The 15,407-nt window shown below is 40.3% G+C and carries 18 protein-coding genes; 14 read left to right on the top strand and 4 right to left on the bottom strand.

Annotation, left to right across the window (positions count from 1 at the left end):
* Nucleotides 1-211: 211 nt before the first annotated feature.
* Nucleotides 212-376, bottom strand: a complete 165-nt coding sequence (locus FIV04_RS11750; protein WP_253895411.1) for a VF530 family DNA-binding protein — start codon at nt 374-376, stop codon at nt 212-214.
* Nucleotides 377-461: 85 nt separating this feature from the next.
* Nucleotides 462-1,418 carry a LysR substrate-binding domain-containing protein gene (locus tag FIV04_RS11745; RefSeq protein ID WP_152469227.1) on the bottom strand — a complete coding sequence of 319 codons (957 nt, stop codon included), beginning with the start codon at nt 1,416-1,418 and terminating at the stop codon, nt 462-464.
* Between the two features lie 117 nt (nt 1,419-1,535).
* On the opposite strand from FIV04_RS11745, the gene FIV04_RS11740 reads away from it, so the two are divergent.
* Nucleotides 1,536-1,742, top strand: a complete 207-nt coding sequence (locus FIV04_RS11740) for a DUF1127 domain-containing protein (RefSeq protein ID WP_152469226.1) — start codon at nt 1,536-1,538, stop codon at nt 1,740-1,742.
* 107 nt (nt 1,743-1,849) lie between these two features.
* On the opposite strand, the gene FIV04_RS11735 is transcribed toward FIV04_RS11740, so the two are convergent.
* Together FIV04_RS11735 and FIV04_RS11730 are read right to left on the bottom strand one after the other, a co-directional pair.
* Nucleotides 1,850-3,538: an AMP-binding protein gene (locus tag FIV04_RS11735; RefSeq protein ID WP_152469225.1), complete on the bottom strand. Its 1,689-nt coding sequence runs from the start codon at nt 3,536-3,538 to the stop codon at nt 1,850-1,852.
* Between the two features lie 84 nt (nt 3,539-3,622).
* Nucleotides 3,623-4,321 (bottom strand): helix-turn-helix transcriptional regulator, encoded by a 699-nt coding sequence (locus FIV04_RS11730; protein ID WP_172974241.1) that lies wholly within the window; start codon nt 4,319-4,321, stop codon nt 3,623-3,625.
* A gap of 286 nt (nt 4,322-4,607) precedes the next feature.
* Here FIV04_RS11730 and FIV04_RS11725 point away from each other — a divergent pair, with 286 nt between their 5' ends.
* The 13 genes from FIV04_RS11725 to FIV04_RS11665 are packed head-to-tail and all read left to right on the top strand — an operon-like array spanning nt 4,608 to nt 15,395.
* On the top strand, nt 4,608-4,826 hold the full coding sequence (locus FIV04_RS11725; RefSeq protein ID WP_152469223.1) for a Flp family type IVb pilin: 219 nt from the start codon (nt 4,608-4,610) through the stop codon (nt 4,824-4,826).
* A 5-nt stretch (nt 4,827-4,831) separates the two neighbouring features.
* A complete protein-coding gene (locus FIV04_RS27390) occupies nt 4,832-5,254 on the top strand; it encodes a prepilin peptidase (protein ID WP_152469222.1) in 423 nt (140 codons plus the stop codon).
* Between the two features lie 15 nt (nt 5,255-5,269).
* Nucleotides 5,270-6,046, top strand: a complete 777-nt coding sequence (cpaB, locus tag FIV04_RS11715; RefSeq protein WP_152469221.1) for a Flp pilus assembly protein CpaB — start codon at nt 5,270-5,272, stop codon at nt 6,044-6,046.
* Between the two features lie 59 nt (nt 6,047-6,105).
* On the top strand, nt 6,106-7,389 hold the full coding sequence (locus FIV04_RS11710) for a type II and III secretion system protein family protein (protein WP_253895410.1): 1,284 nt from the start codon (nt 6,106-6,108) through the stop codon (nt 7,387-7,389).
* Nucleotides 7,386-7,877 carry a hypothetical protein gene (locus FIV04_RS11705; RefSeq protein WP_152469219.1) on the top strand — a complete coding sequence of 164 codons (492 nt, stop codon included), beginning with the start codon at nt 7,386-7,388 and terminating at the stop codon, nt 7,875-7,877. Before FIV04_RS11710 ends, FIV04_RS11705 begins: the two co-directional genes overlap by 4 nt.
* Before the next feature lie 14 nt (nt 7,878-7,891).
* On the top strand, nt 7,892-9,106 hold the full coding sequence (locus tag FIV04_RS11700) for a type II secretion system protein Z (protein WP_152469218.1): 1,215 nt from the start codon (nt 7,892-7,894) through the stop codon (nt 9,104-9,106).
* A 9-nt stretch (nt 9,107-9,115) separates the two neighbouring features.
* Entirely contained in the window at nt 9,116-10,402 is a 1,287-nt protein-coding gene (locus tag FIV04_RS11695; protein WP_152469217.1) for a CpaF family protein, read from the top strand.
* Nucleotides 10,399-11,322 (top strand): type II secretion system F family protein, encoded by a 924-nt coding sequence (locus FIV04_RS11690; protein WP_152469216.1) that lies wholly within the window; start codon nt 10,399-10,401, stop codon nt 11,320-11,322. The genes FIV04_RS11695 and FIV04_RS11690 overlap by 4 nt, the downstream gene beginning before the upstream one ends.
* On the top strand, nt 11,322-12,230 hold the full coding sequence (locus FIV04_RS11685) for a type II secretion system F family protein (protein WP_152469215.1): 909 nt from the start codon (nt 11,322-11,324) through the stop codon (nt 12,228-12,230). Before FIV04_RS11690 ends, FIV04_RS11685 begins: the two co-directional genes overlap by 1 nt.
* Before the next feature lies 1 nt (nt 12,231).
* Nucleotides 12,232-12,999 (top strand): lipopolysaccharide assembly protein LapB, encoded by a 768-nt coding sequence (locus tag FIV04_RS11680; RefSeq protein WP_152469214.1) that lies wholly within the window; start codon nt 12,232-12,234, stop codon nt 12,997-12,999.
* Nucleotides 13,000-13,029: 30 nt separating this feature from the next.
* Nucleotides 13,030-13,548, top strand: a complete 519-nt coding sequence (locus tag FIV04_RS11675; RefSeq protein ID WP_152469213.1) for a TadE/TadG family type IV pilus assembly protein — start codon at nt 13,030-13,032, stop codon at nt 13,546-13,548.
* Nucleotides 13,523-14,071: a tight adherence pilus pseudopilin TadF gene (gene tadF / locus FIV04_RS11670; RefSeq protein WP_152469212.1), complete on the top strand. Its 549-nt coding sequence runs from the start codon at nt 13,523-13,525 to the stop codon at nt 14,069-14,071. The genes FIV04_RS11675 and tadF overlap by 26 nt, the downstream gene beginning before the upstream one ends.
* 1 nt (nt 14,072) lies before the next feature.
* Nucleotides 14,073-15,395 (top strand): TadE/TadG family type IV pilus assembly protein, encoded by a 1,323-nt coding sequence (locus FIV04_RS11665; RefSeq protein WP_152469211.1) that lies wholly within the window; start codon nt 14,073-14,075, stop codon nt 15,393-15,395.
* Nucleotides 15,396-15,407 lie beyond the last annotated feature (12 nt).

Raw genomic sequence — 15,407 nt, 5'->3', positions numbered from 1 at the left:
TTTATGGTAATCATAGTACGAGATACGAGATACGAGATACGAGATACGAGATACGAGATACGAGATACGAGATACGAGATACGAGATACGAGATACGAGATACGATATACGAGATACGATATACGAGATTGATGTGGCCCTAAAAAGTAGACACAGGGGATAATCCCCGCGAGGTAACTACGGGGAATTGGAACGATGTAGGGAGCGGATATTAGCGTTTTAGATCGATATAGATTTGTTCAACTTTAGCTCGAGCCCATTCTGTTTTTCGCAGAAACTTTAAGCTCGACTTGATGCTTGGGTCTTTCTTGAAGCAGTTAATGTTAACCATGTAACTCAATTCTTCCCAACCATAGTGATCCACTAGCTCAGTCAGTAGTTTTTGCTAAGTAATGCCATGCAGTGGGTTGTTTACTTGTGTCATGATAAGTCCAATAGGTATTTTTCGTCAGTATAGCAGCTTAGCCATAGGAGTTTCCGGACCATTTCAAAGAGAAATCAGTATCGACGATGTTAAGATCTTCCCTTCCTTTATTACCAAACTCACTGACTTGTTCTTCTATCCATTTAGAGAAGCGTTGAATCTTATCGCGATGAAAGTATCCCGGCGGTGCACATAAGAAGTAGTTGTATTTCGGCCTTAGCGCGGTATCCCCAATTCTGACCAGCTTGCCTTCTTGTAGGTATCGATACACTAAGCTGTGCTTCACCAAAGCAACACCTTGAACCGAGAGCGCTCCCTCTAGTACAAAGTGAGAACCATCAAACTGCAATGTCGTGTGACCGCCTTCAACGCCCACTTCATTGAGCCATATTGACCAATCCATATCGGGCCATCGGTCTTCAATTAGCTCAGCTTTGTGCAGGTCTTCGACAGTGTATATTCCATGTTTTTCCTGATAGAGCGGATGACAAACAGGGTATAGCACCTCATCCATTAACCAACGCGAATCTAGATTTGGGTAGTTACCGTGCCCGTAGCGTATACAGATATCAATACTTGAATCCTCAAAGGTGATTAGCTTGTTGGTTGGTTCAATCAGCATGGATAGGTCTGGATGTCTCTCTCTGAAGTCACCAATCCTTGGCACTAACCAGTGCTGCGCAAAGGATGGAACGGTGGAAATCGAGAGCTGATTTGGATTTGGGTCTTGGTTGATTCTTCTCACGCCATCTTGAAGGTGAGCAAAACCTTTCTTCGCTTGAAGATATAGAACCTCCCCCTCATGAGTGAGTACAATTTTTCGGTGCTGCCTGATGAAGAGTTCGGCACCGAGCCAGTCTTCAAGTTGCCTGATCTGTTGGCTTACCGCAGCAGCGGTGACAAACAAGGTTTCTGCAGCGAGCTTAAAGCTGCCTTTGTCGGCTGCAATATAGAAGTAGTAGATGCCTTGAAAGGGAGGTGTTCGTTCACTCACATTAGTTTTCCTTAACTGAATGCCAATATCTATCGTTTGTCGGCTGACTGTCTTTGGTCGAATATTAGACATGTAAACAGATAAACATAGAGAATAAAAGTATAGAAGGGGTAAATTATGAATTCAGCTACAGTTAGAGTCGAACTAGATGAGCGCTCGAACAACACTTCTTTGATTAAGAAATTCTATTTCAAAGTACAGCAATTTAGACAAAATGCTAAAACAAGAAAGCACTTAGCTGCTCTACCCGATCACCTTTTAAATGATATTGGGCTAACGCATACACAAGCACAGCAAGAGGCGAGGAAGGTGTTTTGGGAGTAAGGGAGTTAGATTTAAATAAAAAGCGTAGCTCAAGTTGTTACCTGAGTTACGCTTTTTTTTGTATATTCACAAGCGCTTTTACCAAAAAGAACTTGGCTTAAGGTGGATTACTCCTCCCAAACTACCAATTTGTCTTTTGGCCAGTTATGGCCAACTTCATGGTACTTCTGCTCTAGAATATGACGTTTGATCTTGAGCGTTGGCGTTAGAATACCGTTTTCAATGCTCCACGGTTCTTTGATCATCAGTACGCCTTTGATCTTCTCATGAGACGCTAATTGTGAGTTCATCTTCTCAATAACGCGTTTAGTGGTTCTCTCGTAGCGTTCACGGTCGAAGTTAGGGAAGTCATGAGGAACAACAAGCAGGATAGGACCAGGTAAGCCCAGACCAATCAGACACATCATCTCCACGCGACTGTACTCAAATAGCTTTTTCTCGATAGGTACAGGAGCAACGAACTTACCTTTTGCTGTCTTGAAGGTATCCTTTTTACGACCTTGAATCGTTAGGTAGCCCTCGTTATCAATGGCACCAATATCACCGGTGTGTAACCATCCCTCGGCGTTAAATGACTCTTGTGTAGCAATGTCATTTTTGTAGTAACCAGAGAACAAGCCTTTACTGCGCACTAAGATCTCGTCATCTTCAGCAATCTTAAGCTCAACACCTGGGCCGGCATTACCGACAGAACCAATCTTATCGGCTCTGAATGGGTAGTTGAGGGTGCTGTAAGCAAACGACTCAGTCATCCCCCATGCCTCAGTGATGTGCAGGCCTACACTCTCATACCAATCCAGCAGAGCTGGAGATACTGGCGCAGAACCACAACCAAGAACGCGAGCTTGATCTAACCCAAGACCATCTGCCAGCTTCTTCTTAATGAGTGAGTTAACAAACGGAATCTTGAGAAGAATATTAAGCTTCTTCTGCGGCAGTTTGTCTTGAATACGTTGTTGGAACAGAGTCCAGAGCCTTGGCACGGAGATGAATAGAGTCGGTCTGTGCATCTTCACGTCTTCGATAAAGGTATCGAGTGATTCTGGGAACGCGGTTGGTACACCACCCATGACTGATGAACCAAAAATGTAAACACGCTCTGTGATGTGAGCCAATGGTAGATAAGAGAACAGGCGGTCGTTTTTCTCGATACCAATATGGTCGATCAGACGCTGAACCGACCAAGTAAAGGCGCCATAGGTCAACATAGCGCCCTTTGGTTGACCTGAGGTCCCTGATGTATAAACCAGTGACATAAGCTTGTCATCGTGATGCACAGGGCGTTTTGAAGAGGGAGTACTTTTGTCTATGAGTTCATTAAATGCGTATTGGCATTTTGCTGCAGTGTCATAAGGCAGAGCGATACTGATTAGTTCAGGATTTTCATCGATCACTTGTTGAGTGGCCGCGGGATCGTCTAGCTTACCTGCTATTACGATCTTACTTTCACTGTGCTCGATACAGTAAGCAATAGTATCTGCACCTGCCGTTGGGAAGATTGGCACGCTTACAAAATCACCCAGCATCATTGCTAAGTCGGTAATGAACCACTCGGCACAGTTTTTTGACACTAAGGCGACTCGATCGCCAGGCTTAGCACCCAGGTCCTCAAGTGCAGTAACTAATTTGAGTGCTTTGTCTGCGACCTCTTTGTAGGTGAACTCGACAAACTGACGGTTGATGATCTGTTTTAGATAGACCTCATTTGGGCGCTCCTCTGCCCATTTTAAAATCATTTCATTTGGTGTAGGGAGAGCTTGGTTTTGGTCTTGGCTAAACTCGTTAGGCTGAATCATTGTCTAACTCCATGTTTTTCGCTAAGTTATTATTGTTAAAATTATGTTAAACATAGCACGTAACTTAGCTTTTAGGGAGTAAAATTAATGGTTTCCAAACTTCCTAAATTGTCCAGGTGTGAGCCCGGTCTTTTTTTTGAATAAACGACTAAAGTATGAGACATCTTTGAAGCCCAACATATAAGCCACGTTGGCAATAGTGTGTTCCCTTTTTTGAATCAAGGTGAGCTTGGCTTGCTCAATGCGTGCAGTCGTTACGTACTCTTGAAAACTCACTCCCACATTGGCATGAAAGACTTTTGAAAAATAGTTAACTGATAGATGGCAGTGATCAGCAACATCTTTTTCAGTTAAAGCGTCAATTAAATGTTCATCGATGTAAGAAACCGTGCTTTCTATATTGAACCGATGCGATAAACAATAAGCGTCAGATTTACTATTCAACTGTTTGTACCTTTCCAATATCGTTGAAAGGTGATTGGAGGCTTGAATATTCTTCTCGTTAATATGAGTTATGTTGCTTATATTGTTTGGTTGTTGATATATATTATTGTGAATAACAATGATGTCTCTATTTAAATTAACCGCTATTTTCTCTGCGAGATCGGCTAGCTGTCTATTCTTACTACTATATAGGTAGAGAAAGTTAAATGACTGATTTGGTTCACTAAGTACAGATATATCCCATCCGACATGATGAATAATAAAATTAGATTGGATTATTTTTGCCAAGCAAGAATCTAAATAAATTAAATCATCGCCAAAAAAAGTTCCCTTGTCCATAACTCTAACTATTTGATAAGGCATTTACCTTATGAATCCAGTTTATTATTGGTAAAGTAAATATTAGAAGAATAGTAAGAAAGGTCAAATTATTGACAAAATAATACTAACTGCTTGGTATGAAATGTACTGAAATGAACAGGTGAGATTGATACGTAAGTGATGGAATAAAAGATCACGAAAAAGCGTACTCATTTTATATTCCTCCTAGGGCATTGTTTTATTTGCGTTTTAGGGGAAAGGCACTCAGGTGAGTGCAAACCAAAAGAGTGACATGGAGTTCATTATGTTTTTATCAACTTATATCAAAGCAAAACTACTACTTGACGAGTTCAAAAATGACGAGCGCGGTGTGACTGCGATTGAGTACGCGGTGTTAGGTGTGGCAGTTGCTGCCATTGTTTTAGCAGTATTTACAGCAACTGGTACCGGCTCACTTGGAGATGCTTTAACTACAGGGGTAGCTAAAATTAAAGCAGCGATGGGTGGTACAGCGCCATTCTAATCCATATGGTAAGTCTAAGTCTGTTAGGTATTTTTATTTGTTTGCTACTAGTCTGTTATTCAGACATTAAACATAGAAAAATACCTAACTACTTAACTGCATTAGCAGCTATTTTTTGTATTTCACTTTCTTATTTTAATAATGGCTTTAATGAATATAGCGTTATCATTGCCTCGATAGTATCAATATTACTATGGAGGTTTGGTATTTTTGGAGCTGGAGATTCTAAATTAATCATCGCACTATCTTGTGCAATCTCAATCAAGTCTATGCTGTATTTTTTTATTGTTACCTTGTTGTTCGGAGGGTTTTTAGTCGTAATCGACTTTCTATACTCCAAGATTAAGAAAACGAAAGGAATACGAACTCTTCCATACGGTGTAGCCATTAGTTTTGGTGGGATTTTTGGGCTAATAACATCGTTTTAAAGATGGAGACGTTTCATGAAAATATTGGTTCCAGTAGCCCTGATCATTGTTGGGGCAGGGTTGTTCGGTATATCTCAACAGTATTTGTCTTCTAATTCTGATGATAATCAACAGGTAAATGAAGCCCCTACAATCAAACTTGTAGATACATTGGTTGCTAGTCAAGACATAACAAAAGGTGAAACGCTCAATCGTGGTCACTTTGAAATTAGTTCTGTTCCTGAAAACGAAGTGGCAGCCAATACAACACTCTCAATTCCTCCCGGGGCGGTAGCGTTATCTGATATTGCTGCTGATTCAACTCTTTCGGCAGATTTAATTGTCACTCCCGATGACAGTCGTTACATCGAAGCAATGATATCTGATCAAATGGTCCCTTATCCTGTAATCATAGGAAGAGAGTCGATCGTTGGTGGCGTAATCAGTCATGGTAGTATCGTTGATGTCATTGCGTTGAGTTCTCAACAACAAAACTTAGCGATTGAGAACGAAGTTGATGGCTTTCAGACAGTTTCCGTTTCACCCATTCTACTTGCAGTAAAAGTGTTGAAAGTGGAAAACCTCGATTCGGAAGAAGTTGGGGAAGATCAGCTATCAGGTGTGATTATTGTTCTTGAGTTGACTCGCCGTCAGGTTGCAACTCTGTCAATCGCTAAAAATATTGCTCAATTAGAGATTCACAAATCAATTGGTGTGGAGCATGCAGAGCAGCTACAGGCTAATTCAGGAGATGTATTACCTGAATATCGCGCGATAGTCGAATATCGCGGTGACAGTGCCAAAATTCGCTAAGGACGCAAGAGGGTACATCCATGAACAATAATTATATAATTCGATGGATACTTGCACTAATGATGTTGTTTATGTGTCAAGTTGCTATAGCGCGAGTCATTAACTTAGCAGAAGGTGATGCGCGTAGTATATCGACGAAGCAGGAAATAGGCTCAGTATTTATTTCCAACCCTGATGTCGCCGATTATCAAGTGATTGATGAGAATAAAGTTGTTTTCTTCGGCCGACAAACCGGTAGTGCCTCTTTTATGATATTTGATAAAGACGGTAATACAGTCATATCTAATAAACTCGTTGTGAATAAGAGTTTGGTTCATATTGAACAACAGATAGCACTTCGTTATCCAGATGCTGACGTTAGTATTTACAATCTAGGAGAACAGGCTGTATTAAGTGGTACGGTATCTTCAGAGAAAATTAAAGAAGATATTTATCGATTAACTGGTGAGCTGTTGGGAAAAGATGCGGAAATTACCGATGTAAGCTGGCGTTTGGGTGATGAAGAGTATGAGATGGAGTTTATGCGACGTTACCGCTATCCAGGTGTTGTTGACAATATCGAGGTAAAAACGACCAAACAAGTGAATGTTAAAATCTCAATTGCTGAAGTATCCCACACTTTTTTGGAAGAATTTGGTATTGAAATAGGTACGGTCTCTCCCGGTGTTTTCGTTGACCAGCTGACTTCTTTTAGTGCTGATGACATTATCTCCGTAATCACAGCAATCGGTGATGATCGAGTCGGACAAGTCCTTGCAGAACCCAACTTATCTGTAATATCGGGTGAAACAGCAAGCTTTTTAGCGGGTGGTGAAATACCAGTGGTTACGGTAATTGATGGTAGTACCGATGTTGAGTATCGCGAATACGGTATCCGCCTTGAATTGATGGCTAAAGTTCTTAACGATGAGAAGATAAAGCTTTCCATGATGCCGGAGGTGAGTGCATTAGATAATCAATATCAAAATGATAACTTTGATTTGCCAGCACTAAGAACTCGTCGAGCAAGAACCACTGTTGAGTTAGGTGACGGTCAAAGCTTTGTGTTAGCTGGGCTGTTGAGTACCGAAGAGCGAGAAGAGCTGCGACGCATTCCGTATATTGGAGATATTCCGGTCTTGGGGGCGCTCTTCAGAAAAACAGCGACTGAAAGAACCAAAACAGAGCTGATCATTGTCGCAACAGTGAACCTTGTACAGCCTATTCATCCAAATCAAGTTCAGCTTCCTACGATACACAAGACATATAACTTAAACCGTTGGTTGGGGTTAAGCACGGATTACCCTAAAGCCTCAGAAGAGTTTGTTAATCAGATATTAGCAGCCGGAGGGTTTAAAAAATGAAACATTTATTACTTCTAATTTTACTCGGACTTGTCGGTTGTGCGGAACATATTTCTGAGCAGTCAGGCCCTTCCATTGAGGTTGTGCCTATTGAGTATCAACTCGCGGTAAAAATTGAAAAAAGCAAGCAGCAACAAGCATGGCAATATTTAGATGAGTATGTTTCTAATAACTGGTCTGTGTTTGCAAACCAACATATGTCTTTCAGTTGGAATAGTAATGAAGGAAAGAAATTAGTTTACAAATATGCTGAGTATTTAAAAAGTAGAGGTGTGGAGTCACAGAACTTAACACTATATCAAGACAAAGAGTTAAATACCGCTTTTGATTTTAATTTCTCGACGACAGTTCATAAGGTTGTGGTTCCAATGTGTGATTACATAACAATTGGAAATTATGGAGCAATTACGAATGGCTGTTTTCCTGAAGGTATGAGATGGAAGGCTATTACTCATCCTGAACGTATGTTTGATAAAAGTAACTATTAACTGGGAGGCGCCAAATGGACTTGATTGATATCCTAAATAAAAAAGTGTCTCAGGCACATTCCACAACAGGTATTCGTAGTGTTGTATTTTATCAAACTGATGAATGTAAAACTTTAATACGTGAAGCGTGTAACTTCGAGGGCTTTAGTTTACCTGAGTTTCAACCATTAAATGATGAAAATGTGACTGAGTTTAGCAAGGGTGAAGACATTGAGCTCATTATTGTAGAGCTCAATGAGAGCCCGGATATAGTGGTAGATGCGGAGAGAATTTGTCATCTAATTCCGAATACTGCATCTGTGATCATAGTCGGTAAAGAAGACTCTATCTCGACAATACGTCGTTTACGTTCTTTAGTTCTGTACTACCTATTCTGGCCTGTCTCTAAAGAAGAGTTTATTGATTTTGCTCTTGGTGTTTATCGCAATCGGGAGGCCAATAATGGTGTTGGGCTCACAAGAAAAGCGAAGCAAGTGAGTTTTATTGGCTGTAAAGGCGGAGTGGGTAACACTTTTGTTTGTGCCGAGATAGGCCGTTATTTATCCTCCGAGCGTCACGCTAGCTGTGTGTTGATTGATAATGCCTACCATGGCGGAAACATGGATATTATGTTGGGCATTGAGGGTTTTGAAAAACGAGAAATACGTCCAGGAAGCCAAGTTCTAAATTTGGATGAAGCCGCGTCACAAAGTCTACTCAAAAAGCAATCAAGTTCATTAGCAGTTCTTTCTTTAACATCAAATGAAATGGAAATTGATGAGTTAAAACAATTCACTAAATCGGCCTCTGGACATATTTCTCAAACTAGCAACTTTCTGTTGGAAGATTTATCCAATACATCAAGTCTTATTTACGGCATTAAAGAGTTAATCGAGCTTTCAAATTGTGTTGTTTTGACGTTCGGGCCAAGCGTATCGTCACTCAGAGAGGCAGGACAGTTCAAACGTAAGTTAGATGATAGTTTGGGATTGGATAATAACTTACGTGTCATTTTGGTTATGAATTGTATATACGCAAATGGGGATGCGACGGTCACTCAACAAGAGGCCGAAAAGTACCTTAAAGCCTCCATTGACGTAGTGATTCCTCATATCAAAAAACTCGACCATAAACTCATGGAGGGGAAATCTGTGATCTCGATGGGAGGGAAGCCCGCCAAATCTCTGGAAACTCTTGGGGCCTTGATTCTTGGAGAAGAGGTCAAGTCTAGTTCGAGTTGGTTTGGGTAAGGTGGCAACATGAAAAATCCTGCAGAAGCGTATAAAGAGATTCGTAGCCAGATCTTTGAAGCATTGGAACCGGATGCAATCAATGCGATGTCGAGTGACCAACTTGCTACTCAGCTAAAGCAAGCTGTTGAATTGTTGATTGAAAAAGATCAATTGTCTGTATCGTCTGCCACTCGACATCAATATGTGAAAAGCCTTGTGGACGAATTACATGGCTTAGGGCCTCTCCAGTCTTTAATGGATGATGACTCTATTACAGATGTAATGATCAATGGCTATGACAGCATTTTCATCGAACGAAATGGGCTTGTCGAGAAATCAAACATCACCTTTGTGGATGAGCGCCAACTTACTGATATTGCTAAACGGATAGCAAGCCGAGTTGGTCGTCGTGTCGATGATTCCTCACCTTTATGTGATGCGCGCTTACAAGATGGGAGTCGTGTCAATATTGTGATTCCTCCAATAGCACTTGATGGCACTAGTATCTCCATTCGTAAATTTAAGAAACAGGCTATAGACTTCTCTCGCCTTCTCGATTATGGCTCTATGAGTCAAGAGATGGCGCAAGTCTTAATGATTGCGTCTCGCTGTCGCTTAAACATTTTGATTTCTGGAGGGACTGGGTCGGGTAAAACAACGTTGTTGAACGCCTTGTCTCAGCATATCGCGGAAACGGAGCGCATCGTAACCATAGAAGATGCCGCAGAATTAAGTTTGCTCCAACCTCATGTAGTGAGGTTAGAAACTCGTAAGGCCGGTATTGAGAATACAGGTGAAGTCACACAACGGGACCTTGTTATTAACGCCCTACGTATGCGACCTGACCGAATTATTGTTGGGGAGTGTCGTGGTGGGGAAGCCTTCGAAATGCTACAAGCTATGAACACAGGGCATGATGGGTCTATGTCCACGCTCCATGCCAATACTCCAAGAGATGCCCTTGGGCGTGTAGAAGCTATGGTAATGATGGCTACGAAGAATTTACCTTTAGATGCTATCCGTAAAACCATTGTTAGTGCAGTAGACATTATTGTGCAAGTTAGTCGCCTGCATGACGGTAGTCGTAAGATCATGAGTATTTCAGAAGTGGTCGGAATGGAAGGTGATAACGTTGTAATGGAAGAGATATTTCGTTTCCAACCTGATTTACAACAACCTGAGTTCAGTAAAATCCAAGGTAACTACGTGACGACAGGACTGATGCAGCGCTCAGTATTGGTAGAGAAGGCACGTTTCTTTGGTTTACATCAACAGCTTGACTCTGTATTCGCCTCAGCGGGGAGAGTCGCATGATTTATTACATACTATTGATAGTCGGAGGTTTATTACTGCTGTCAATTTCTATGACTAAGAAAAAAAAGACACTGTCATATCTAAAGCAGAGCAGTGAAACGGTTGTAATTGAGCATGTTGCTGCGACAAGTCAACAAGCTGTTAACCTAGCATCTCTAACCGAACAGACGTTTTTGCAAAAAGTGGAAACGAGTTGGGATAATTTCACTAAACGTTTAGGCAAATATCCAATTGTTAAAATTATTTTGTTTGAAGTTTTTATTTACGGTCTAACCTCTATCCTTGTGTTGTATTTCTTCAAGACAGAAAGCTTACTTATTAACGTTATAGTCATGGTTATAGCTTCCATCTATGCTTCTATTTGGTTGAAGCAGAGGGAGGAAAGACTATTTGAGGAATCTTTTCCTGATGTCTTGAATATGCTTGCCAGCTCAGTATCTGCAGGTGAAAGCATAATGCATGCAGTTGCTTATGTTGGCAAATCACAAGACAATGATGTGGGAAATGAGTTTCGATTGATGGCTGAACGAATGAAGATTGGTGAAAGCCCTGACGACGTATTTAGGAAGGCATGTCTACGCTTTCCGTATCCATCATTCTACTTCTTCATCATTACACTTCGAGCCAACCTAGATCGTGGTGGTCAATTAAAAGAGGTGATGACTCGCATTAATCGCCTTATGTTTGATGCTCGAGCGATCAACAAAAAGAAATTTGCTTTAACATCAGAAGCTCGTATGTCTTCAAAGATTGTAGCGGCAATACCATTTGCATTCTTGTTCTTACTACAGTTTATTAGTCCTGAAAACTATGACTTTGTGATGTTTAATGAGCGTGGTAAACCAATTCTTTATTATGTGTTAATCAGTGAATTTATAGGGATTTCTATTGTCTGGTTCTTAATGAAGAGGGTTCGATAATGGAAGAACTATTAATACTAATATCAGATGACAAAGTTAAGAATATTATATTCTTCTGGATGATAGTCATCGGGTTATCTGTTTTGGCTTATTCTTTGATTGATTACTTAACCAGAAAAAAAGACTTAAAGAAAGTAGGTATAGATATCAAAGAAAATGAAGGTCTTGAAAGGTTGTCTAACATTGACTCATTAAGCCAGTGGTTTGGTCAGCTGTTTTCAATTTCTGAAAGAGATGTCGAGAAAAAGTTCACGTCCGCAGGTATTTATAACAGTAAGTTCTATAAATGGTTGTTACCAATAAAGTATATCTCCCTTGCTGTTGGTGTCGTAGCCATATTTTTCTATACGACAGGACAACATATGACACTGACCAACACGATTATCTTCATCGCAGTGTGGGTTGTACTCGTTGTGGTTGGTCCAGATTTGTATCTTGAGATAAGAAAGCGAAAGCTTCAACGTAGGTTGTCTGAGCGCCTACCTTATTTGCTTGACCTAATGGGAGTTTGTGTTCGCACTGGTATGACGATAGAAGCAGCGATTGCATATCTAGCTCATGAGATGGAGGGATTTGATAAAGACATTGCGCATATGCTTCACCAAACAAATGAGCGAGCAAAGTTGGTTGGGTTAGAGAGCGCACTGGAAGAGTTGTACGCACGAGTTCCTACTAATGAAGTACGTAGTTTTGTAATGACCCTAAACCAAAGTTTACAATATGGTTCATCTATTTACGAGGTATTGTCAAATCTAGCTAAAGATATTAGGGAAGTTCATATGCTCGATCTTGAAGAAAAAATAGGAAGATTAGCGGCGAAAATGTCAATACCGCTTATACTTTTTATTATGTTCCCTATTGTTATCTTAATTACAGCTCCAGGGATAATGCGTATGCTCGGAGGTTAGTATGAACACTTTTAAAAATGTTGAAATGATTATTAAAATACTATTTATTTCAATAACTTTAATTGGATGTACATCGAACTCAAATAGCCACCTAGTTTCTGAGCAAGAATTTAAATCTAAAGAGGCACTTCTAAAAAATACTAACGATAACAATAAGCTAATTGCCTTATATAAAGATGAGTTAACCAAGAATGACAACTATGACGTGAGGTTGAAATTAGTCCATGCTTATCTAGAGGTTGGAGACATCGATTCTGCTGATTTTCATTTGGACAGAATGACCGCTCCAGAAAGTCAAAGTGCAGAATTGGACTATTTGAAGGCTAGAGTGAAGTTTGAACAGGATGATCCACAGCAAGCTCTCGTTTATGGAAAGCGCTCTTTGGAGAAAAGACCTGAATTCGCCGAAGTTGAAAATTTGCTAGGGTTGGTTTTTGTTAGATTAGGAAAATTTGAAAGTGCCAGAGAGCACTTTTTAAAAGCTCGGGCGCTTCTGTATGAGGACGTGGTAATCAGTAATAACTTAGCTGTTATGGATATCTTAGAAGCTGATTATCAACGAGCAATAACACGCTTAGAACCAGTTTATAAAAATGGGCAAGCGGATAAACAAGTCATATCTAACCTAGTGTTAGCGTATGCAAAGGTGGGTGACTTCGTTCAGGTTAAAGCCCTGTTAGGTGGAATGTATTCAACCGAAGAGTTGTATCACATCTATACAGGATTAAAGGATGTTTCTCTGAACGATTCCGTTAAGACACAGCTTTAACGGAAAAGCTCTACTTACTAGGAGGTGAGTATGGCTAGTTTTATAGTGAGTCGATTGTTAGCAAGAAGGCGACAATCACAGAAAGGCGTTGTGTCAGTAGAGTTTGCTCTAGGTTTTTTTGCGTTTTGGTTGTTCATAGCTGCGTGGGTGGAGGTCTGCTTCCTATCCTATGTATCGGCTGCGACTGATCTCGCAATCGCAAATGCCTCACGCCAAGCAAAGAAAGACAATAGTACTTACGTAACTGCTTTCAAGAACGTTTTGAATGAAAGTAATAGTGTATGGTCGAACTTTGTTGATGCAACGAAAGTTAAATCTTCAGTCCAATACGTTGCTTCTATGTCTGATTTGCATTCGATAGCAGATACCTGCGCACCTAGCTCTACTGGGGACGCGGTATGTGGCACGGAAGAAAATAGTAGTATCGCGATTTATCACCTTAGTTACGACATAGGTGGGGTTTTTACGTACTTTTTTGAGAGTACGACCTTATTATCTCGCGAAGTTATTGTGGTGCAAGAATATGAACGTGACAAATTTGAAATATAAGCAAAAAGGTACGTTTGCTATTGAATTTGCGATTGTTGGATTATTTCTTGGTATTCTTCTAATGGTGACAATAGATTCAACCATAAAAATATCAACAAAGGGTAAATTGGATAGATTGTCTTTTTCTTCAGTAAATTTATTGAAAGAAAGAACTCAATTATATAACGAAAGTTATCTGACGACTCAGGCTGATGCTGACTTAGTATTTGACGTCGTTAAGAGTTCATTTGGACGTACTTTAGAGAGTTTTGATTCAACCAAGTTTGGGGCTCTAATTGAAGAGCAGACGTATCAAAGCGATGGAACTGCGAATACTTTAGTGACTTATGCTGAAGGAACGAACTGCCAACCTGCACAAACACTTTCAAGTGTGGAAGGGGATTTGAGTGTCGTAACTTCTTGGGGGCGACAAGCTACTTTATATCGAGTCACATTATGTTATGAAACGGAGAATTTAATTGCCAACTTGCTGAATGCGGGTTTTACGACGGTTCAATCTTCGTCTGTGATAGTGGGGAGGTAGTATGAATATCTTACTATCTAAAAATGACCTGAGACTGCGTAAGGGTCAACAAGGTCACGCTGGAATATTAACAGTGTTAATACTCCCAGCACTATGGATGTTGTTTAGTATGGGGACGGATGGCGCTAGGGGTTTACAAGACAAAGCTCGTTTAGATGATGCGTTAGAGGCAGCGGTGCTTGCAGTATCGGCACATAATGATGACAACATCGGGACTAACGGTAGTCAGGTTAATAAAGATATAGTTAACGCCTATGTAAATGCTTATGTGACAGATAAAGAGAGCATTACAGGGGTTAAAATAACCAAGTTAGATTGCGACAACATTCCCGATTGTGTTTCTGGATTAAGTAATGGTGATTCAAGATTCTTTCAGTATGAAGTGACCGCATCAACTAAACACGACAGTTGGTTTTCGAGTGACGAAAATTTTGGTGCTCAATTCGATGTTTCAGGATCTAGTATATCTAGAAAGTACCAAGACAACCCTGTTGATGTAGTGTTTGTATCTGACTTCTCAGGCTCTATGGATGATGGATGGAGTGGTGGTAGTCAAGATAAGTATAAAGACTTAAGGGATGTAATCGCTGCAGTAACAGTAGAGTTACAGAAGTTTAATGACAACGTGAACCTTGATGATAACACTATCTCTTTTGCTGGTTTTAATAATTATACTAAAGTGACCCAACATAACTGTTATTTAGATCAGCTCGTTTATAAATCTAAGGTAGTAATAAAGAACTTTAGACCAAGAACTGAAATTAGAGTTAATTTCAACTCGACTGTAAATAATGTCTTCAACGAAAAAAGTGCATCAAATTGTCGAACATCAAATATATACCCTGATGCTAAGTTTAACGATATTCTACCGACAACAGGTTTCACGGCTTTTAATAATACCGTAAAGACATTTAGACCGGATGGATATACCGCATCTCATCAAGGACTAATTCGTGGCGCACAATTAGCAATGAAAGGAGATAACCCTCGACGACTTATCATCATTTTATCGGATGGTGCTGACTTAGGTGACAACAAAATCGCCAACAAAGGAACAAAATCCCACAAAGGGATTTCGGAGAAGCTTTATGGGCAGCATGGAATGTGCGACAAGATTAGGAATGATTTGAATAGCCAAACAACGAGCGGCGGTGATGACGTGTTATCTAGAATTGCTGTTATCGGTTTTGACTATGACCTAGATAGTAACGTGGGTTTAAAAACGTGTGCTGGCGAAGATAACGTTTTTAAAGCACAAAACAAGACAGAGATACTCGCCAAAATACTTGAGCTGATTAGTGAAGAGATCGGTCATTTGAAATAGTGGTTGTCTGAA

Source organism: Vibrio sp. THAF190c (assembly GCF_009363355.1).
Classification (GTDB): domain Bacteria; phylum Pseudomonadota; class Gammaproteobacteria; order Enterobacterales; family Vibrionaceae; genus Vibrio; species Vibrio fortis_A.
The sequence above is the reverse complement of the archived record's forward strand: the minus strand, read 5'-3'. Positions and strand labels throughout refer to the sequence as shown.